General features: G+C 65.4%; 18 protein-coding genes. 10 read left to right on the top strand and 8 right to left on the bottom strand.

From position 1 onward, the window contains the following. The gene (locus tag HNR40_RS21555) at positions 1-2037 is read right to left on the bottom strand and encodes a spermidine synthase (RefSeq protein WP_184963962.1); all 2037 of its coding nucleotides are present in this window, start codon (positions 2035-2037) and stop codon (positions 1-3) included. A 182-nt stretch (positions 2038-2219) separates the two neighbouring features. Between HNR40_RS21555 and HNR40_RS21550 the strand changes: the two genes are divergently transcribed. Together HNR40_RS21550 and HNR40_RS21545 are read left to right on the top strand one after the other, a co-directional pair. Continuing rightward, positions 2220-3578 (top strand): S8 family serine peptidase, encoded by a 1359-nt coding sequence (locus tag HNR40_RS21550; RefSeq protein ID WP_184963960.1) that lies wholly within the window; start codon positions 2220-2222, stop codon positions 3576-3578. Positions 3579-3583: 5 nt separating this feature from the next. Continuing rightward, the gene (locus HNR40_RS21545) at positions 3584-3850 is read left to right on the top strand and encodes a hypothetical protein (RefSeq protein WP_184963958.1); all 267 of its coding nucleotides are present in this window, start codon (positions 3584-3586) and stop codon (positions 3848-3850) included. Here HNR40_RS21545 and HNR40_RS21540 read toward each other — a convergent pair. Both HNR40_RS21540 and HNR40_RS21535 read right to left on the bottom strand, forming a co-directional pair. After that, entirely contained in the window at positions 3795-4532 is a 738-nt protein-coding gene (locus HNR40_RS21540; RefSeq protein ID WP_184963956.1) for an ABC transporter permease, read from the bottom strand. The genes HNR40_RS21545 and HNR40_RS21540 overlap by 56 nt on opposite strands. Next, entirely contained in the window at positions 4529-5266 is a 738-nt protein-coding gene (locus HNR40_RS21535) for an ABC transporter ATP-binding protein (protein ID WP_184963955.1), read from the bottom strand. Before HNR40_RS21535 ends, HNR40_RS21540 begins: the two co-directional genes overlap by 4 nt. Before the next feature lie 55 nt (positions 5267-5321). On the opposite strand from HNR40_RS21535, the gene HNR40_RS21530 reads away from it, so the two are divergent. After that, positions 5322-5957 (top strand): TetR/AcrR family transcriptional regulator, encoded by a 636-nt coding sequence (locus HNR40_RS21530; RefSeq protein WP_184963953.1) that lies wholly within the window; start codon positions 5322-5324, stop codon positions 5955-5957. On the opposite strand, the gene HNR40_RS21525 is transcribed toward HNR40_RS21530, so the two are convergent. Next, positions 5947-6252: a DUF4190 domain-containing protein gene (locus HNR40_RS21525; protein WP_184963950.1), complete on the bottom strand. Its 306-nt coding sequence runs from the start codon at positions 6250-6252 to the stop codon at positions 5947-5949. The two genes, HNR40_RS21530 and HNR40_RS21525, sit on opposite strands and share 11 nt — an antisense overlap. 64 nt (positions 6253-6316) lie before the next feature. On the opposite strand from HNR40_RS21525, the gene HNR40_RS21520 reads away from it, so the two are divergent. Together HNR40_RS21520 and HNR40_RS21515 are read left to right on the top strand one after the other, a co-directional pair. Further along, entirely contained in the window at positions 6317-6778 is a 462-nt protein-coding gene (locus HNR40_RS21520; protein WP_312896460.1) for a nitroreductase family deazaflavin-dependent oxidoreductase, read from the top strand. Positions 6779-6853: 75 nt separating this feature from the next. Next, positions 6854-7675, top strand: coding sequence for an ion transporter (locus HNR40_RS21515; protein WP_184963948.1), 822 nt, complete (start codon positions 6854-6856; stop codon positions 7673-7675). Between the two features lie 72 nt (positions 7676-7747). Here the strand turns inward: HNR40_RS21515 and HNR40_RS57280 are convergent, their stop codons facing one another. Together HNR40_RS57280 and HNR40_RS21505 are read right to left on the bottom strand one after the other, a co-directional pair. Beyond that, a complete protein-coding gene (locus HNR40_RS57280) occupies positions 7748-9304 on the bottom strand; it encodes an LCP family protein (RefSeq protein WP_312896459.1) in 1557 nt (518 codons plus the stop codon). Positions 9305-9435: 131 nt separating this feature from the next. Next, positions 9436-10428, bottom strand: a complete 993-nt coding sequence (locus HNR40_RS21505; protein ID WP_184963944.1) for a neutral zinc metallopeptidase — start codon at positions 10426-10428, stop codon at positions 9436-9438. A 644-nt stretch (positions 10429-11072) separates the two neighbouring features. Here HNR40_RS21505 and HNR40_RS21500 point away from each other — a divergent pair. From HNR40_RS21500 to folP, 3 genes are all read left to right on the top strand, one after another. After that, on the top strand, positions 11073-11942 hold the full coding sequence (locus tag HNR40_RS21500; RefSeq protein WP_184963942.1) for a LysR family transcriptional regulator: 870 nt from the start codon (positions 11073-11075) through the stop codon (positions 11940-11942). 583 nt (positions 11943-12525) lie between these two features. After that, complete coding sequence (locus tag HNR40_RS21495) at positions 12526-13629, top strand: tetratricopeptide repeat protein (protein WP_184963940.1); 1104 nt, start codon at positions 12526-12528, stop codon at positions 13627-13629. Positions 13630-13636: 7 nt separating this feature from the next. Next, a complete protein-coding gene (folP, locus tag HNR40_RS21490; protein ID WP_184963938.1) occupies positions 13637-14542 on the top strand; it encodes a dihydropteroate synthase in 906 nt (301 codons plus the stop codon). Positions 14543-15075: 533 nt separating this feature from the next. Here the strand turns inward: folP and HNR40_RS21485 are convergent. Together HNR40_RS21485 and HNR40_RS21480 are read right to left on the bottom strand one after the other, a co-directional pair. Next, on the bottom strand, positions 15076-15405 hold the full coding sequence (locus HNR40_RS21485; RefSeq protein WP_184963936.1) for a hypothetical protein: 330 nt from the start codon (positions 15403-15405) through the stop codon (positions 15076-15078). 178 nt (positions 15406-15583) lie between these two features. Beyond that, positions 15584-16339: a GntR family transcriptional regulator gene (locus HNR40_RS21480; RefSeq protein WP_184963934.1), complete on the bottom strand. Its 756-nt coding sequence runs from the start codon at positions 16337-16339 to the stop codon at positions 15584-15586. A 332-nt stretch (positions 16340-16671) separates the two neighbouring features. Between HNR40_RS21480 and HNR40_RS21475 the strand changes: the two genes are divergently transcribed. Both HNR40_RS21475 and HNR40_RS21470 read left to right on the top strand, forming a co-directional pair. Continuing rightward, complete coding sequence (locus HNR40_RS21475; RefSeq protein WP_184963932.1) at positions 16672-16857, top strand: hypothetical protein; 186 nt, start codon at positions 16672-16674, stop codon at positions 16855-16857. After that, positions 16854-17033: a hypothetical protein gene (locus tag HNR40_RS21470; protein ID WP_184964271.1), complete on the top strand. Its 180-nt coding sequence runs from the start codon at positions 16854-16856 to the stop codon at positions 17031-17033. Before HNR40_RS21475 ends, HNR40_RS21470 begins: the two co-directional genes overlap by 4 nt. Positions 17034-18440: the final 1407 nt, after the last annotated feature.

Raw genomic sequence — 18440 nt, 5'->3', positions numbered from 1 at the left:
TTACACGAGGGCGGCGTTCTTGCGTGGCAGCAGGGCGAAGGCGCCCAGGTAGATCAGTCCGGCCACGATGAGCAGGCTCTGGTAGCCGATCACCAGCGCCAGGTACTCCATGCAGCCGCCGACCATCGCGCCCAGCAGGTTGGCGCCGAAGGACGTCGTGGCGTCGGCGGAGTCGGCGAACCGCTTGGCGAACACCACGTTCGCCGCGAAGATCGGCAGGAAGGCCACCGTCACCGCCGCCACCGCCCGCAGCGGCGTGGGCAACGACAGCAGCCACGCGTTCGGCACCAGCCAGGCCAGGACGAGGCCGGCGAGCAGCACGCCGTACATCACCTTGAGCGGTGGGGTGCGGAAGCGGCGGGTCACCTCGACGGCGGCGAGCACGGCGACCAGCACCCCGGCGAAGACGACCGCGTTGACCACCCACGTCGTGCCGAACAGCAGCGCGAAGCCCGTCACGCTCTTGGTCTCCAGGAGCAGGAACCCCACGCCGAGCAGGAACAGGTCCGCGTAGGGGCGCATTCTCCGGTACGGCCCCGCCACCACCCGCACGGCCAGCAGGCTGACGAGGAGGATGAGACCCAGCGTGATCAGATAGATCGCCGGGATCGTCCGGTCCTTCAGATACAGGAAGGGCCGGTCGTCGGGCGCCGGAGCGGGTGTACCGGCGGCGGCGCCGGCCCATTCGGCGGCGCAGCGCTGGGCCTGCGGCGTGACGCCCGAGGTGATGACGGCCTGGTGCCCGGCGGTGCTGACCACGTCCACGCAGGGTTTGTGGCCGAAGGCGCTCTGCACGGTGGAGGCCAGCCGGTCCACCAGCCAGCTCTCGCGGTAGTAGTTGTACATGGAGAAGGCCCCGCCCGGTTTGAGCCGTTCACGGGCGGCCTTGATCGCCTCCTCGGTGAACAGGTAGCTCTCCAGCCGCAGCGAGCTGGCCCCGGGCACCAGCGTGAGCGAGTCGGGCAGCGCGAACAGGATCAGGTCGAACTTGCGGTCGGTCTGTTCCAGGAAGGCCCGTCCGTCGGTGATGTGCGTGGTCACGCGTGGATCGGAGTAGGGCTTGTCCGGATGCAGCTCGCCGCCGAGCTGGCGCAGCTTGGGGTCGATCTCGACCGCGTCGACGGACGTGGCCCCCTTCGACAGCGCGATGGCCACGTCGGTGCCGCTGCCCGCGCCCACGATGAGGACCTCGCGCGGCGGCGCGGCGGCCCGCTCGTACGGCAGCGCGTACTGCCGCTCGATCTGCAGCCGGGTCTCGGCCGGCATGGCCTGCTGGTGCGGGATGCCGTTGACCGAGATGTCATAGACCGGCATCTCGTACGGCATCCGCTTGTAGGTCACCTTGTAGTACGGCGACCACAGCGCCCCGGCGGTGACGCTCTCGGCGGCCAGCAGCCCGGCAACGAGCATGGCGGGCAACGCCACCAGCCCCCAGTACGGCACCCACGGCTTGGGCGTCAGCAGCAGCAGGAAGCAGACGGCCGCGATCGTCCCCCAGACCACGGGCGGCGCCGACAGGAACGACAGCCCGGTGAAGACGCCGATGCCGGTGAGGCTGCCGATCAGGTCGTAGCGGTAGGCCTCCAGCCGGGGCAGTTCGGGGAAGCAGCGCCCGACCAGCTCGGCCGGTCCCATGAGCGCCAGCGCGGCGGCCACGAACACGATGGGCAGCGTGACCCAGGCCGGCGGCCCTTCCATGGACAGGCTCGTCCAGTACAGGACGCCCTCGGTGTCGCGGTTGACGGTCACCGGGAACGCCAGCACCACGCTGACCAGCACCGCGAGCACGACCGGCGAATAGTACGGCTGCCGCTTGGTCCGCCCGACCCGGAGGAATCCCAGTCCGATGCCGAGGAAAGAACCAAGCAGGACAAAGTTCGTGAAATAACTCAAATGGACGATATTCGAGCCTGTCCACCGGATCAGCGCGAGTTCGAGGAAAAGCATGAACGCGCTGGCGAGTATGAGGCGCGGACGCACGGCCAGCCAATGCTCGGAAGAGGACTCCTGAGGGGCGGCCTGCACCTGGGTGGTCATGACGACTCACCGTAGTTGACGGACCGAAACCGGGGAAGGCTGACGCCCCAGAACAAATGTCGTCCTGTTAGCGAGTTATGAGGCATTTCAGCAGGTCAAACCTGTGACAATGCGCTGGACGCACCGCGATGGATGAAGGAATGTTGGGTGGTTCGTTCCCTCCAACGTTCGGTGGTGTCCCCATGCGGGTTCTGATTCAGCTCCGCCCTTCCCCCGATCTGGTCGCGGCGGTAGCCGACCCCGGCCAGACGGCCACCACGGCAGACGTCGCCGACGGCCTGCCCGGAGTCGAGCTCGACTCCGCCTTCGTTCCCGTCGCCGTGCCACGGCCCGTCCCGCTGGCCGGCGGCGACCCCCTCTCGCTCAACCAGCCGCTCGACTTCTCCCTGGCCGCCGAGGACGCCTCGGTGCTCGTGCGCGGCACGATCTCCGACGACGAACTGGCCACCCGCGTCACCATGCTGCCCACGATCCGCCCCGACGTGGTCGGCGTCTTCGCCGACCCGGTGATCGAGTCCAGCCTGACCTGCGGCGGAGACCCACCGGTCGGCGACTGGCACGACGTCGAACGGCTGATCAACGCCGCCGGGCTGGCCGCCGAGGGGCTCGACGGCTCCGGGGTGGCGCTGGCCGTGCTCGACACCGGCATCAACGCCGCGCACGTGGCCAGGCACCTCGGTCGTGGCGTCACCCTCGACGCCGAGCGCAGCTGGAACCCCGCCGGAGTCACCGGACGGCCGGGGGAGTTCGAGGTCGATCACGGCACGATGTGCGCCTTCGACACGCTCATCGGCGCGCCGCAGGCCAGCCTCATCGACATCCCGGTGCTGCTGTCGGCCCGGCCGGGCGGCTCAGCGCTCGACGGGCTGCTGTCGGACGCGGTGGCCGCCTTCGCGCACCTGCGCACGGTCCTCGACGCGCAGCCCGCCGACTCCAGGTCGCTGGTGATCAGCAACTCCTGGGGGTCGTTCTCGCCCGCCTGGGACTTCCCCGTCGGCCACCCGGGAAATTACTCCGACAACGCCGCCCACCCGTTCAACCTGATCGTGGCCAGTCTCGACCGCGCGGGCGCCGACGTGCTGTTCGCCGCCGGCAACTGCGGGCGCGACTGCAAGGACGGCCGCTGCGCCTACCCCGACCGGCCCATCGTCGGCGCCAACTCGCACCCGAGGGCGCTGTCGATCGGCGGCGTCGACGTGGGCGGCGAGCGGGTCGGCTACTCCTCGCAGGGACCCGGACGGCTGACCGCCCGCAAGCCGGACATCTGCGCCTACACCCACTTCTCCGGTTCCAAGGCCTTCGGCGACACCGAGCCCGACTCCGGCACCTCGGCCGCCTGCCCGGTGGCCGCTGGCCTGGTGGCCGCGATCCGCACCCGCTGGCCGTCCTCGCGGCTGTCGCCCGCGCAGCTGCGGGCCCTGCTGCGCCGTACGGCCGAGGACCGCAGCGAGGTCGGCTTCGACTACGACTACGGCTACGGCATCGTCGACACCGCGGGGATCATCGCGGCTCTGCAGCGCAGAGCCAAGAGCGTAGCCTGAGGACTATGGTCCTCATCACGGTACGTCTGCCGCCGGGCGCGACGCTGGAGGACGCGATCAGCAGGCTCGGCCTGGCCGAGGAAGACGTCGACACCGCCTACGGGCTGGTGCTCATCGACCCCGACCTCGGCCTGTACGGCCTGCGGGTGACAGAGGAGGCGGGCCGCAGGACCGGCCCGCCCTTCTCCGACCCCAAGATCGAGCCCTATGGCCCGCCTAAGCGTTCTCGCGATGGAAGACCCGGGCCCCGATCACCAGGCTCACCGCCGTGAACACCACGACGACGGCGAGGCCGGTGGCGACCGTCGCGTTCCAGTAGTGCCCGGCGAACAACTCCCGCATGGCCTCCAGAACGTGCCGGAACGGGCTGACGCGCGAGAGCGCCTCCAGCCAGCCCGGCGCCATCGACATGGGCAGGAACGCCCCCGACAGCAGCATCAGCGGCACCACCGCGGTCGTCATCACCGGGGCGAACAGGTATTCGTCGAGCGTGAGCGCGGCCGCGTACGACAGCGCCGCCAGGCTCACCCCGAGCACCACGACCAGCACCATCGCGGCCAGCACCCCGGCGAGCGGCGCCCGCAGGCCGAGCGCGTAGGCCGCGGCCACCAGCAGCACGGTCTGGATCACCAGCGTGAAGGCGTTGTTGAGCACCCGGCCCAGCAGCAGGGCCAGCCGCGAGGCCGGAGTGACGCGCTGGCGCTCCAGCACGCCGGAGCGCCAGTCGAAGACGATGCCGAACCCGGCCAGGCCCGCGCTGAGCAGGCCGAGCTGGACGATCAGGCCGGGCACGAGCGTCTCCCAGTCGCCGAACGTGGCGAAGATCGGCCCGAAGAGCACCAGGAAGAACAGCGGCTGCACGGCGGCGACCAGCAGGCCGACCTTGTGGCGCAGGCTGATGCGCGTCGTGTGATGGAACACCAGCCAGGTCTCGCGGATCGCGGCGGCGCTCACGCGGGCACCTCCTCTCGCAGCGAGCGGCCGGTGATGTCGAGGAAGGCCTGGTCGAGGGTACGCCCGCCGCTCTTGAGCTGCGACGGTGTGCCTTCGGCGGCCACCACGCCGTGGTCGATGATGACGATGCGGTCGCACAGGGCGTCGGCCTCGTCGAGGTAGTGGGTCGTCAGGAAGACGGTCGTGCCGCCCTCGCGCAGGGCGCGGACGTGGCTCCACAGGTTGGCCCGGCTCTGCGGGTCCAGGCCGGTGGTGGGTTCGTCGAGGAAGAGCAGGACCGGGTCGTGGACGAGGCCGAAGGCGATGTCGAAGCGGCGTTGCTGGCCGCCGGACAGGGCGGCTCCCGGCGTCGACTCCAGGCCGGTCAGCTCCAGGCGGGCCAGCACCTCGGCTACCCGGGCGCGGGCGGCGGGGCGGGGCAGGCCGTACAGCATGGCGTGGAGTTCGAGCTCCTCGCCGGCGGGGCTCGCGGGGCTGAGCCCGCCGTGCTGGGAGACGTAGCCGACGCGGCGGCGTATGGCGCGCGGGTCGGTCAGCAGGTCGTGCCCGGCGACGGTGGCGCTGCCGGAGGTGGGGGTGAGCAGCGTGGTGAGCATGCGCATGGTGGTGGTCTTTCCAGCGCCGTTGGGACCGAGGAAGCCGACGATCTCGCCCTCGTCCACGTGCAGGTCGACGCCGCGCACGGCTTCCACCCCGCTCTTGAACGTCTTGCCGAGGCCCTTTGTGGTCAACATATTTTTAGGGTAACTGAAATTTTGGTGTCACTGCAAACTTGGTAGGATTGAAGGCATGGAAGAGGGGCTGCGCGAGCGCAAGAAGCGTGAGACGAGGCTGCGCATCGCGGACATGGCGATGGGGCTGTTCATGATGAGGGGGTTCGACAACGTGACGGTGGCGGAGGTCGCGCGGGCCGCCGACGTCTCGGTCAACACGGTCTTCAACTACTTCCGCACGAAGGAAGACCTGTTCATGGACCGGTGGGACGAGGTCGAGGACCTGCCGAGCAAGGTCGTGCGCGAGCGCCGGCCGGGCGAGAGCGTGCTGGCCGCCTTCCGCCGCGACTTCCTCGACGCCCTCGACACGGGCGACTGGCGCTACGGGCTCAACGAGGGCGCCGAGGAGTTCGGCAAGCTGGTCGGCGACAGCCCGTCGCTGATGGCCAGGATGCGGGAGCTGGAATACGCCACCGACGTACGGCTGGCGCGCACGGTGGCCGAGGACGTCGAGGCCGACCCCGACGACCTGTCACCGCGATTGGTGGCCGCGCAGATCATGTCGGTCACCCGGCTGCTGTCCAGGCTCGCGGTACGCCGCAAGTGGGCCGGCGAGAGCTGGCAGGAGATCCTGGCCGACGTCAGAACGCAGGCCGAAGCCGCCTTCGACCTGCTGGAGAACGGGATCGGCCGCTACGCCGTCAGGAGCTGAACGCGCCGGCCAGCAGGGCGAAGCCGAACAGCAGGATGTACCCGCCGACGATCAGGCCCATGAGGCAGGTGCCGATGATGCCGCAGATGCGGCCGGCGTTCACGTTGCCGCGGTTCTCGTAGTAATAGCCGCTGGAGTCGATCTCGCGCAGCGCCTTGTTGCCCATCGCCCAGGCGACCGGCCCGAGGAACAGGCAGATCACGAGGCTGAGGATGCCCAGCACGAGGATCGTGGTCCCGTTGGGGTGGGTCAGCGGCGGCGGGCCGTAGGGGGAGGGGCCGTGGGGATAAGCCATAGGAGCGTTTTCTACCACATGAGGGCGTTGACCGAGCGCTTGCTTGTGTCCTAGCGTGGGCCGGGTGAAGGCGTTCTTCCAGTGGCTGTCGGCGACGTCGTGGTTCCCCAAGGTCGCGCCCGTGGTCGTGCCGCGCATGGACCGCCTCGTGCACCGGCTCACCCGCGGCCGGCTGGCGAGCGACGTGGTCACTCCCGTGCTGATGCTGGTCACCACCGGCGCCAAGAGCGGCGAGCAGCGCTCGTCGCCGCTGGCGTGCCTTCCCGAGCAGGGCGGAAGCATGCTCGTCGTCGGCAGCAATTACGGCCGTCCGCAACACCCTTCCTGGACCGGCAATCTGCTCAAGACCCCCGAGGCCGCCGTGAGCTTCCGCGGGGCCACCTTCCCCGTGCTCGCGACCCTGCTGGAGGGCGAGGCGCGGGCAGCCGCCTGGCCGGAGCTGCTGGCGATGTGGCCGGTATACGACCACTACACCCGGGTATCGGGACGGGAGTTACGGGTGTTCCGTCTGACTCCGACGCGTTGATCAACTGTTTATCTACCGTCCATAAGTGTTACGTCATCATGGACGGGTCTTGATCAACCTTTGGGGAGCCTGCACGTGCGTGACCGCATTCGCGCCTTTATCGAACATCCGCGCTTCCAGCGCGTCATCATCACCGTCATCCTCGTCAACGCGGCCACGCTCGGCCTCGAGACCTTCCCCTCGATCGTCGCCGAGTACGGCGCCGCCCTGCGCGTCATCGACCACGCCGCCCTCTACGTCTTCGTGGCCGAACTGCTGGCCAAGCTCTACGTGGAGCGTTCCCGGTTCTTCCGCGACCCGTGGAACGTCTTCGACGCCCTCATCGTCGGCGTCGCCCTGGCCCCCGCCAGCGGCAACCTGTCCGTCCTGCGGGCCCTGCGGATCCTGCGCGCGCTGCGCCTCATCTCCGCCGTCCCGAGCCTGCGGCGGGTCGTGTCCGCCCTGCTCCGCGCCATGCCCGGGATGAGCTCCATCGTCGTGCTCCTGGCTCTGGTCCTGTACGTGGCCGCGGTCATGAGTACCAAGCTGTACGGCGCGACCGCCCCCGGCTACTTCGGCGACCTGCAGACGTCGCTGTTCACGCTGTTCCAGACCATGACCGGCGAGGCGTGGCCCGACATCGCCCGCGAGGTCATGGCCGTCCACCCGGGCGCGTGGGTGTTCTTCGTGGTCTTCATCCTGCTGTGCTCGTTCGTGGTGCTGAACCTGTTCATGGCGGTGGTCGTCAGCGCCATGGAGGAGGAGTCGGCCGAGGAGCGGGCCGAGCTGGAGAGCCACGCCGAGACGTCCACCCGGCTGATCCTGGACGAGCTCGCCGCGCTGCGCAGGGAGGTGGCCGAACTGCGCGAAACGAACGGCCTCTGGCCCGACGAGGCCGGCTCCCCGGCGGGCCGCTAGCTTCTGGCCCGCTGAGGGACTGTCCGGCCGGGCGTTAGCCTCTGGCCTGCCGGGGGGCCGTGCGGCCGGGCGTCAGCTCAGGCCGCAGAGTTCCGAGAGGCTCTTGGCGGACTTGTTGGTGTTGCGGGTCGGGGTCTCGGTCGGGGCGGAGGCGGCGCCGTTCCGGGTGGGGGTGGTGGTGGCCGAGGGGGCGGACGAGGCGTTGGCGACCTGGGTCTTGCGGGCCGGCTTCAGCGAGTCGGTGAGCGCCCTGGCCGACGCCTTGCGGATCTTGATCCAGTCGGGGCGGCCCGAGTAGAACTCCGGCGGCACGAACTGCAGGCTGGTGATCCTGGCCCCCTTCACCTTCACGGCCAGGTTGACCAGGTGCTCCAGCAGTTCGTGCGGGATGTTCGTGGAGGCCATGCGCTTGGCGGCGCGGGCGACCTTCTCGAAGTTGGTCAGCACCTTCATGGGCGTGGCCTGCTGGGCGAAGGCGCCGATGACGCAGCGCTGGCGGGCCATGCGGGAGAAGTCGTCGCTGCCCACGCGGGAGCGGCCGTACCACAGGGCCTGCTCGCCGGTCAGGACGCGGGTGCCGGCCTCGATGGTGCCGGCGGTGCCGTACAGGCCGCCCCAGCGGATGTCCTTCTCGACGCGGATCTTGAGGCCGCCGATGGCGTCGACGAGGTACGCGAAGCCGTACATGTTGACCAGGGCGTAGTAGTCGATCTTGACGCCGAGGGTCTGGCCGATGGCGTCCATGAGGACGCGGGGGCCCTTGTTCTTGCCGCCGGCGACCTGCGGGTTGTCGTTGGCGAACTTCCAGACCTCGTTGAGCAGGCCGCCGTTGGGCAGTTCCGCCTGGAAGCCGTTGGGGAAGTGCTTGGCCATCGGGGTGCCGGCCGGGAAGCGCACGTGCTGCAGGTTGCGCGGGAGGCTGAACAGCACCGTGTTGCCGGTCTGCACGTGCACGCTGGCCACGGTCATGCTGTCGGTGCGCACGCCGTCGCGGTTGCCCGCGCCGTCGCCGCCGACCAGCAGGAAGTTGACGCGGTCGCGGCCGTTCCAGGGGTCCTCCTGCTTGACCGGCGCGACGTCGGGGTCCTTCTGCGCGCTGGGGAAGATCTGCTGGAGGGCGTCCTGGCCGCTCATCACGAGCTGGGCGGTCAGGGCGAAGGGCGACATGACTGCGACGCCGAGGATGCCGACGGCGATGCCGGAGACGATCTGCCCCTGCTGGCCGAGCCTGCTGGGGCCCAGCGCGATGTAGGAGGCGAGCATGAGCGCGAACCACGCCAGCGCGCCCACCGCCGCGATGACCGTGATGGCGGTCGTCCAGCCGAGGAAGATGCCCGGCTGGGTCATGTTGAGCAGGACGATGACCAGCGCGGTCAGCAGGACGACGGCGTAGATGCCGATGAGCGTCAGCCCGATACGGCGGCGCCCGGCGCGCAGGTGTGCGGCGCCGGGCACGAGGACCGAGAGCATCGTCCAGCCGAGGACGGAGGCGAGCGTGAATGGCTTGGCGAAGCGGGGGGTGGCGGACTTGGCCGCGCCCTCCCCGGCCGGCCGGGCGCCGCGGGGGCGGCGCGCTGCCCGCCGTTTCCTGTCCGCGGGCACGGTGCCGACCTCTTCGTCCTTCGTCACACCGGCTCCTTCAAGCATTTACCAGGCAAAACCCATGGCTTTGCCCCCGGTTGCACAAGATTGCCAGATTCTAGCCCCCATAAAGGGACATCACAGACAACTGGCCAATCTGAGATGAACGAAGGATGACCTCAGGAGGTCGAGGACGAAGATGCCATCCAGGTGTTGCACTGGAGGGCCTGGTTGCGGTCCCAGCCCTGGCGGAACCAGCGGTGGTTGTTGGCCGGAGAGCCGTGGTCGCGGGGATATCCGGGATGGTCGCCGACCCGGGAGTAGAACCAGAAGAGCTTGGCGCGGTTGCCCGTGCTGATCGGGTAGCTGGGGGCCACGGCCTTCATGAACATGCCGCCGAAACAGGTGGCCTGGAGCTCCAGCCTTCTGCTCAGTGCCAGCTTCCCGCTGCGGCTGGTGGAGTCCAGGGTCTTGGACCACCAGGAGTCCATGACGCCGCTGATGTTCTGCACGTGGTGGCCGTACTCGTGGGCCATCATGCTGATGATCGCCCCGTTCCATGGCACGATCTGGCCGTAGCCGAGTGAGTTGCCGTTCCCCTTGGCCATGGCCGAGGTGGAGGCGTAGATGGTGTTGTTGCGCGGGCAGTAGTACGGCACGATGCTGCCCGGCGACGGGTAGTCGCCGCAGGCGCCCCGGCCGCGCTTGGCGGCGATGGCGTAGCCCGGCGGGCTCCAGCCGACGCCCTGGCGCTTCAGGATCGGGCCCCACGCCTGGTCCATGCACCGGCCCGTCTTCAGGATCAGCGCCTTGAGCTGGCTGTGGCTGAAGATGCTCGTGTTGCCGGCCCGGCAGGTCGTGCGCGGCAGCGCGCCCGCCCGGTACATGGAGTTGGTCCTGAGGCTCGTGTCGAGCTTCACCTGGGCGGGCGGGTTGACCGTCTCGGTGTCCTCGGGCTGGGTCTCGGTGTCTTCCGAGCGCGTCTCGGTGGGCGTCGGGCGCCGGGTGGGCCGGATCGGCTCCCTGGTGGTGCCGCGCGTCGGGGGCGTGTAGGTCGGCACCGCGATCGGCGTCGAGGTCTCGGTGCTCCGCCCGCCGCCCATCAGCAGCGCGGAACCGACCACGAGCAGCACCCCGATCACCGCCACCACGCCGAAGACGGCACCGAGCACGGCGGCCGTGCTGCCGGACTTCTTGCGCTGCGGCTGCGGCCACTGCCGGTACTGTCCCGGCGGCGGAGGCGGCGGCCACCCGCCCTGCGGAGGCCGGGGCGGCTGCGGATATGGCCGCTGCGGTGGCTGCCCATACGGGGGCTGCCCTTGCGGCTGTCCGTAAGGCGGCTGAGGGTAGGGCTGTTGTGCTTGCGGCTGTCCGTAAGGAGGACGGCCCTGGGACGGCGCGGGCGGGCCCTGGGGCGGCTGCCCTGGGGGCGGCGCGGGCCGGCCGTACGGCGGCTGCCCCTGCGGCGGGTACGGCGGGCGTCCCTGTGGCGGAGGCGGCGGGTAGGACGGCCCCTGGGGCGGCGACGGCTGTTCCTGCGGCTTTCGGTACCCCGGGGGCGGCCACGGACGGGACGGTGGAATCTGGGGCTGCCCCTGTCCGTGGGGTGGCGGTGGATGCTGCCCGTTGCCCGTCACCGTGAACCCCCTTCACCCCGTTGCCGACAACACCGGACCTTTGCCGAATTTGGGGCAGAAGCATACTGATTTATCACCCGTCACGGATGTGGGCGTACTCGGTTACGGTCCGAAATCATTCGAGGTGATCTCCGCTATGTGCCGGACCGGGCGGGGCCTGTTGTCCTAGCTTCAGTGGCATGAATCTGCAGCAGCTCCGCTATGTGGTCGCAACTGCGGAGCACCGCACAATGACCGACGCGGCCAGATCGCTCTACATCGCGCAACCTGCGCTTTCGCGGGCGATTCGGGACCTTGAACGCGAGTTGGGCATGACGCTTTTCGCGCGTTCGGGTCGGGGCGTCGTGGTCACGGCGCAGGGCAGGAGAGTCATCAAGCTGGCAAGGGAGGCACTCGATGCCGTAAGCGAGATCGAAGCGCTCGCGAGCCACGGCGGATCCCCTGAGGTGGAGCTGCGGATCGCCGCCACTCCGAGCCTGGAAGCCGGACTGGCGGGCCGGTTGGTGCCCGCCTACACCGCCGAGCATCCAGGGGTTCGCGTGCAGATCGTGCGATGTGAGGGCCGCGACGGAGTCGTCACGGCCATCAGGGAGGCCAGGGCCGACCTCGGCCTGACGGACCTCCCGGTCCCCACGGACCTGATCACCCATCCGCTGGAACGGCAGGAGATCGTGCTGATCTCCCCGCCGGGCCTCGACCTGCCGGATCCGGTCCCCATGGGCCGCCTCCACGGCATGCGCCTGGCACTGCCCGCACGAGGATCGTTGCGGCGCAGGGAGCTGGACGCCATGTTCGGCAAGTTCGCGGTCACCCCGGTGGTGGTGCTCGAGACCGACGAGCGCAACGGCTGGCTGAACGCGGTCAGAACGGGACAGGCATCCCTGCTGTGGTATCGAGGCCTGGCCGAGATGGCCGCACGCGCCGGTCTGGTCGTGCGTTCATTGGAACCCGCGGTGCGGCGCGTCATCGCCGTCGTGCACGCCCGCAAGAGACTGCCGCTGAGCGCCCAGGACTTCCTGGCGACGGCGGAGAAGGGAAGCGCCGCCTAACATCCTGTCCATGACCCGACTACCGACTGCCTTCCCGGACGCACTCGCAACCCACGTCCGTGAGGCAGGCCCGCCACCCGGCCAGGGCGGAGGGCATCCGGTACCCGCGACGGGTCGGGGCGTCAAACCCCGAAGAGCAAGGTTCCAGTTCGAAACAGCCGGTCTGCGCACCGGACTGGACGACCCGGACGCGGCCCCGCAAGGCCTGCCGGTGCACGTAGCCGGCGGTGGACCAGGCCTCGCGGGCCGACGCGCCCGTCCCGGTCGCCACGTCGGCGCACGGCGGAACCTCTGATGGCCGGCACGCTGCGCCTGGGAGAGCGCACCTTCGCCCCCGGCGAGCACGCCATCATGGCGGTGGTCAACCGCACCCCCGATAGTCAAGTCACGACTCTCTATCCGCAGGTCGAAACTGAACGCCCGCCATGCGCTATGACCTGCACATACGCTCCCACAGTCAGCCCGCACCGACCTGTGTGTCTCCCCCGGACTCCCATCGCCGCGCCCTGCATTGCGAGGCCATACGGTCCGTGATTCAGTTGTCCCGATCATCGACATCTACGCTGATGAGGGGTATCGGGACATGACGGACAACGAGTTCGTGGACGGCGAGAGCAACGGCGCGGCATTCGTCAGTTCGTACGCTCAAATGCCTAAGCAGGAACGGCATGAGGCGATTAAGAATGTCCTCAAGCGGCGTATTGGCGATAACTCCTTTGGCTGGATCGCAGACCTAGCGACCATTGCTACCGAGACACCCCTAGAGCTGCCTGAGGTTCGGTCCCTGGTCGCTGACCTGGCATGGATCAGCCGCGAGAGCGGTGAGCGCATACCCGACTTTCAAGGTACGGGGGCCCCAGCAAACGCAACGCTTCACCACTACCTGCTTATTCAGGCGTACGTCATCGGGCAGCGTCTAAGGTACGACTTCCGGTTTGAGGCCCTGCATGACAAAACGCAGATCTGGCTTAGCGAGTTCGAGGGCGATGCGCTGATCCTAAGCTTCGCTGCGTTCGGCGCGCTTGGACTCCGCCTGCCCCAAGGGTTGAGTATCTACAAGCAGGCGATTGCTTCGCCTAACGCGGACAGGCGTTCACGACACGTATGTCTCTCCGGCATGTGGCATGCCTCGCACATAGCGGACCAGCCCAACGAACTCCTAGCGCTGTCCGATCAAATGCTCGGTCGGGGAGAGTCGGACAGCAATGTATTCTTTCGGCGCGCATCGGCCCATCGCCGTCTGGGGAACTTCGAGGAAGCCCTAGAAGCTATCGACCACGCCATAGACATGTTAGAGCCGGGGAACAATCGAGTTCATCAGGATTACGCGAGAGAGCGCGAGTTCGTATCAGCGATGCAGGACATGCGCGGGTATGCGAAGTCCCTAACGTCGGGCATCGGCAGGGAGGTTCTGGAAGTCACAGAAAGACGAATCGAAGAGGCGTCAGAAGCTCTCGATAGACAGGTGGAGGCGGCTCAAAAGGTTGTCTCTGACGCGCTTCTAAAGATCGTAGAGATCCTTGGTCTCTTCGTAACCTTGCTGGCCTTCCTAATAGGCTCTGGCGCGGTTGCACTCAAGGCAACCACTTTTGGGGAAGGTGCGCTTGCCATGACACTAGCTGTGGTTGGCGCAATCATCTTCTTCGTTCTCATCCGGATAGTAGTTAGCTTTAGAAGGCGACGGTAGCTAGAGCATGGACCAACACGGACCGGCATTCATTCCGGACTTCATCGTGCCAGTCCGGCAGATGGGCTCACGCGAATTCGACTTCCGGCGACAGGTGGCCGTAGTCGCGATCGTAAATCGAACGCCAAATTCCTTCCACGATCAGGGACGGACATACGAGCTTGATCGCGCAATAGAAGCGGTGTTGCAGGCGTCGGAAGAGGGAGCCGATTGGATCGATATCGGCGGACTCGCCTTTAGGCATGATCAGAGCGAGATCCCGGTTCGCGAAGAAATCGAACGTGTCGTGCCTCTTGTGGAGGCAGCAAAGGCGCAAACGGACCTGGTTATTTCGGTCGATACACACCGGACAGAAGTAGCGCGCGCCGTGCTAGGCGCTGGTGCCGACGTAATCAACGACACGAACGGACTACGGAGCGAAGGAATGGCTGAGGCAATCGCAGAAGCGGGGGCAACAGCCGTTATTGTTCACAGCATCGGAGGGCCACGGAATTTCATCCACGGTCCCACCTATGAGGATGTCGTGGACGACGTGCGGACATTCCTAGCCCAGCAGTGTCTACATGCAATTGAACGCGGGGTACCAGCCGAACGGATCATCATCGACCCTGGGCATGACCTCAATAAGAACACATATCACTCGCTGGAAATTACGGAGCGTCTGTGTGAAATCACGGCTCTTGGATATCCGACATTCGTAGCGGTTTCCAATAAGGACTTCATCGGGGAGACCCTAGATGTGCCCCGAGAGAAGCGCTTGGAGGGCACCATTGCAGCCAATGTCTTTTGCATCATGCATGGTGCCCGCATGATTCGCGTCCACGACGTCAATGCAGGCGTGAGAACCGCAAGGATGACAGAGGCATTGTTGGGTTTTCGTGAGCCAATCAATCCCAAGCATAATCTTCCGTAAGCTGGCATCGATGCAGGTCACGAGGCGTGAACGGTGAGCCGGGCCGTCCCAACCGTCCACGCCTCGCTTTCCTTGGGAACCGCTGCCTGATGCGATACGGGAAGCTCCCCATTGGGGGGAGTGGAAACATCAGGGTGCGGAACCAAGTTAGCGGTCTGCCTGGCTGCTCGCTCTCAGCGTGAATAGGGATTCTTTTGTTCCCCAATTGGGATCGAGGCGCGCCACTGGTCTGCCCTACGGGCTGTTTCAGCCCCTTCTAGCATACTTTTTTCGACTATGTCGTCCGGCTCGCCGACTCTTTTTGGGTGCGCGGGTAGTCGGGCGAAGACTTCTACCAGCCATTGTCCTTGCCATGTTCTCTCGGCTCTTTCAATAGAGCCAAAGTGAAAGCCGATAACCCAGGCAACCCACTCACGGCTTGGCAATATGGCCGCGTTGTTGGCTACCCATCTCTCTGCTACTTGTGCGGGACTTTGGTCCACCGAAACCCCTCCTCCTGTGATTCGATGTAACAGGTCTGTGGTGGATTTTGTTCAACGTTTTAGTAGCGTCCAAACAATTCGGTTGTATTCAAGTCTTGCAACAACAGCGCGTGTCTCAATACGAGGCTCCGGCCGCGCGGTGACTAGAACTTCCTCAATTTGGCCCTCAACCGTTGTCCCGAGTGGAAGGGCAGTCAAAAGGCCGTACACCGCCGAAAAGAGCGTTCCGGCGTCATCGGTAATGCCCGAGTGAGTCTGTGATTTCCCTACGGAAAGCAGAGGACCAGGAAGAGTAATGGTTAAGCGCCATTGCCAAGCAATGGGGTGTTGATCTCCGTAGCCGGTCGCGCTGCGCTTACGAATCTGAGCTTCACGGTCCATCGGAACTATTCCTCGCTTCTGTCGAATCGTTGTAAGCACGGGCTAGCGTCCTCCGGAAAAGGGCGTAGTGAAGTCGAGAGCCATGGTTCATGACTCCCTAGCTTGTGTGAAGTTGTTAGCGGATTGCCTGGCTCACGACCCTCAGAAAGACGTCATGCATAGGTATCTCCCGACGTTGTCAGGCGGACTCATTTTCAACAGGCACAACCTGATTGTTGCGGAGAACCCACTTGTCGCCGCGCAACACGATGATTGCTGTCTCTACTGGAACAAATGAAAGATGTGTTCGCTGAATCTCAAAGACGGGAACCCCTACGGGAATTCTCATCTCTTGCATTTCTTCAGGCGTAGGCATTCGTGTGCGAATCTCTTCTTTGACTTCATCGACGTGAATGCCGATGCTGTCGAATCGAGTCAGAACGTCCGGCTGGTTTATATCGCCAGAAGACGGAGTTTCAATGGGAGTTCCTTTGATAAGGTTGAGTGGTTCCCATTGGATGCTCTTTTCTGTAACTTCGCCATCAGTGAGCCATCGATAGATTACCTGCGTCACCATTTCGCCAGGCGATAGGTCTAGGCGAGACGCGATGTAATCAGTTGCCTGAATCTGGCTAAACTCACTTGTGACATGAGTTGTCCAGCCGCCTTCTTCTGATTCCCTCAGATTCGGCTTGAAGCCGCGCCCATAGCGGCTTCCGATATTGCGGAAGTATTCACGGCGCTCGCTAACAAAGCTGCCCTTTCCTTGGTGAGAAACCGCCAATCCCTGCTGCCGTATGTAGGCGATGGCCTGACGCGCTACGGCGTGACTGACTCCGTACCGCTCGCAGATCTCTCGTTCGCTGGGCAAGCGATCTCCGGGAGCTAGGTCGCCGGAAATGATCATCTGGCGCAGATCGTCTGCGATCTTGCCGTACAGCGGTGTGACGCTCATCACATTCCTCCTTGGGAACCATCGTAGACTCACCCTAGTTAGCAGGTTATCCGAATAAGTCGTATAAGTAGAGGAGGTGGTCTGTTGAACGATCCTGAGTTAGCCCCATGCGATCAACCCGACAGTCCCGCAGCATCCACCGGCCCCCGCCCCCGGAAGGCGCGACGGAGGGCGGATCTCACCCGCATTCCGAAACCCCCGACCCACAGCGGAACGTGCCTGTGTCAGGCGCTCACAGAGAACGGGGCAGGGCGGTGCGCGAAATGCTCCGCACGTGCCCGATGGCGTAGGCGCAGATTCTTCGTCGGCCCCGATTTCTCTGCGTGATGGCCATGGAGATCATTCTCGGCGCGCTGGCCGTCTGCGCGATCTTCGTAGCTCTGCTCGGATCCATCCTGGTCGCAACGATCAAGGAGGAAGATCGAATTCGCAAACTCCCAGCTAGGCCGGCCTCGACCATGATCAAATTCACTCGGTGGATTAGCGGTCTGCACATCCGGGACGGGGGGCAAGAGTGAGCATCGTTCTAGGTATCCCGCTGATCATCCTGGTCGGGGTACTCCTGGCGCTGGCAGTCCGTTACGGACGCCTTAATCCACTGCACGCCATTCTGGCGGCTCTCTTCGGATTTCTGCTGGCCAAGACAGCCGCAGCTCCCGAGATCGAACGGATTCTGTCCGCGATCCTGAAGTAGCGGGCTGTCTCAAATCGCCTACGGAGCGAGTCCGCTGGGCTCGCTCCCTCTACCCGAAAGAGGGTGATATCTCACGGAAAACAAAGTCGAAAATCCGCAGGACCTAGAGGAGGCTATTCGCGAGTTGGCGCGAATGCGCCGCGCACAAAGAAGAATCGTGCGCAACTATGAAAACCTGGTCGCAGCAGGTTTCGCGGCCCTTGCAGCAGAGCAAGAGGGCGAATCCGATCCGCTTTACTATCTTCGCGACGAGTTAACGGCCCAGGGTGCATATCGGCACCCGTACGGGAGTGGTGCTCGTTGACACGTAGGCGCTACTCGCGCCACCGCATGCGGCGCACTGCGCGCCGCATGCGGCGCGCAGGTGTCAATCCGGTCATGTACGTTGATGACGATATCGATTTCGGAGGTATCGCGTTCTCAGCGATAGTGCATTTCCTCTGGCGGTATCGGTCGGAACTCGCGCCAATCTGGGTGATGGTGTCGTGCGAGGCATTGGCGCTCGCGCTTCACTTGCAGTACCCGGATTCGTGGACGCGAGTCCCCGTGGTGTCTGCCGTCCTCACTCTAGCCATTCTTCTTGGCGGAAGATGGTTGGGTCTACGGCTAGCGCTAGAGCGAGCCTACGGGGCTCTCATCTCTGTCTCAGTCGGCGTATGGCTCACATTCGCCGCAAAACTCGGCCCAGGGAAACCGCCCCTGCCTGCGTTCCTTCTCATTGCGGGACTAGTCCTCGCAATCCCTTGGTGGGTGCACAGGAGGCGAAGAGCGCGCGTTCGGGTTGAGCGAACTCTGGCCGCGTGGCCAGAGATAAGTTCAGCGATCGAAATGGTTGGATCCCGAGTTCAATCCGCGATCGTTGACCCATGGGGCTATCGCGCTCGCATCAAACTCGCAAGAGGGCATACGGTCGAACAGGCCATAGCCAAGACGGCTGAAATCGAATCCGCGCTGGGAACACGCCGGGGGGCTGTTCGCATCCTGCCAGTAGCGGAAAAGGCCAACAGGATGGATCTGAGAGTCATTGAGAATGACCCTCATGCAAATTCTCTCGTGTGGCCTGGTCCCTCGATTACCAGCATCAAAGACCAGATCGAGCTGGGTCTATTCGAGGATGGTTCACCGATTCTGGTTTCCCTGCTGCGCAGGCATGCGCTTGTGGGGGGAATCGCTGGATCTGGAAAGAGCGGCGGGCTCAACGCGATCATCGGAAACCTCAGTGCCTGTGAGGACGTGGTTCTGTGGGGCATCGACTTGAAACGGGGCATGGAACTAATGCCCTGGGCATCGTGCTTCGATCGGATAGCTACGGATGCCAGGGAAGCTGAATTGCTTCTCAACGATGCAGTGCGCATTCTCGACCACAAGGCAGAACTCCTTGCCAAGCGGGGTGAGAGGCTGGCCGTT

Origin of the sequence: Nonomuraea endophytica, from assembly GCF_014203235.1 — a bacterium.
GTDB lineage: Bacteria > Actinomycetota > Actinomycetes > Streptosporangiales > Streptosporangiaceae > Nonomuraea > Nonomuraea endophytica.
The sequence above is the reverse complement of the archived record's forward strand: the minus strand, read 5'-3'. Positions and strand labels throughout refer to the sequence as shown.

Excerpts from the sequence above, each read along its gene's own strand:
- HNR40_RS21530 (WP_184963953.1), top strand. The coding sequence starts at position 5,322 with ATGGAAGAGGGGCTGCGCGAGCGCAAGAAGCGTGAGACGAGGCTGCGC.
- HNR40_RS21555 (WP_184963962.1), bottom strand. The coding sequence starts at position 2,037 with ATGACCACCCAGGTGCAGGCCGCCCCTCAGGAGTCCTCTTCCGAGCAT.
- HNR40_RS21535 (WP_184963955.1), bottom strand. The coding sequence starts at position 5,266 with ATGTTGACCACAAAGGGCCTCGGCAAGACGTTCAAGAGCGGGGTGGAA.
- HNR40_RS21495 (WP_184963940.1), top strand. The coding sequence starts at position 12,526 with ATGACGGACAACGAGTTCGTGGACGGCGAGAGCAACGGCGCGGCATTC.
- HNR40_RS21545 (WP_184963958.1), top strand. The coding sequence starts at position 3,584 with ATGGTCCTCATCACGGTACGTCTGCCGCCGGGCGCGACGCTGGAGGAC.
- HNR40_RS21485 (WP_184963936.1), bottom strand. The coding sequence starts at position 15,405 with ATGGACCGTGAAGCTCAGATTCGTAAGCGCAGCGCGACCGGCTACGGA.
- folP (WP_184963938.1), top strand. The coding sequence starts at position 13,637 with ATGGACCAACACGGACCGGCATTCATTCCGGACTTCATCGTGCCAGTC.
- HNR40_RS21525 (WP_184963950.1), bottom strand. The coding sequence starts at position 6,252 with ATGGCTTATCCCCACGGCCCCTCCCCCTACGGCCCGCCGCCGCTGACC.
- HNR40_RS21475 (WP_184963932.1), top strand. The coding sequence starts at position 16,672 with ATGGAGATCATTCTCGGCGCGCTGGCCGTCTGCGCGATCTTCGTAGCT.
- HNR40_RS21550 (WP_184963960.1), top strand. The coding sequence starts at position 2,220 with ATGCGGGTTCTGATTCAGCTCCGCCCTTCCCCCGATCTGGTCGCGGCG.
- HNR40_RS21500 (WP_184963942.1), top strand. The coding sequence starts at position 11,073 with ATGAATCTGCAGCAGCTCCGCTATGTGGTCGCAACTGCGGAGCACCGC.
- HNR40_RS21480 (WP_184963934.1), bottom strand. The coding sequence starts at position 16,339 with ATGAGCGTCACACCGCTGTACGGCAAGATCGCAGACGATCTGCGCCAG.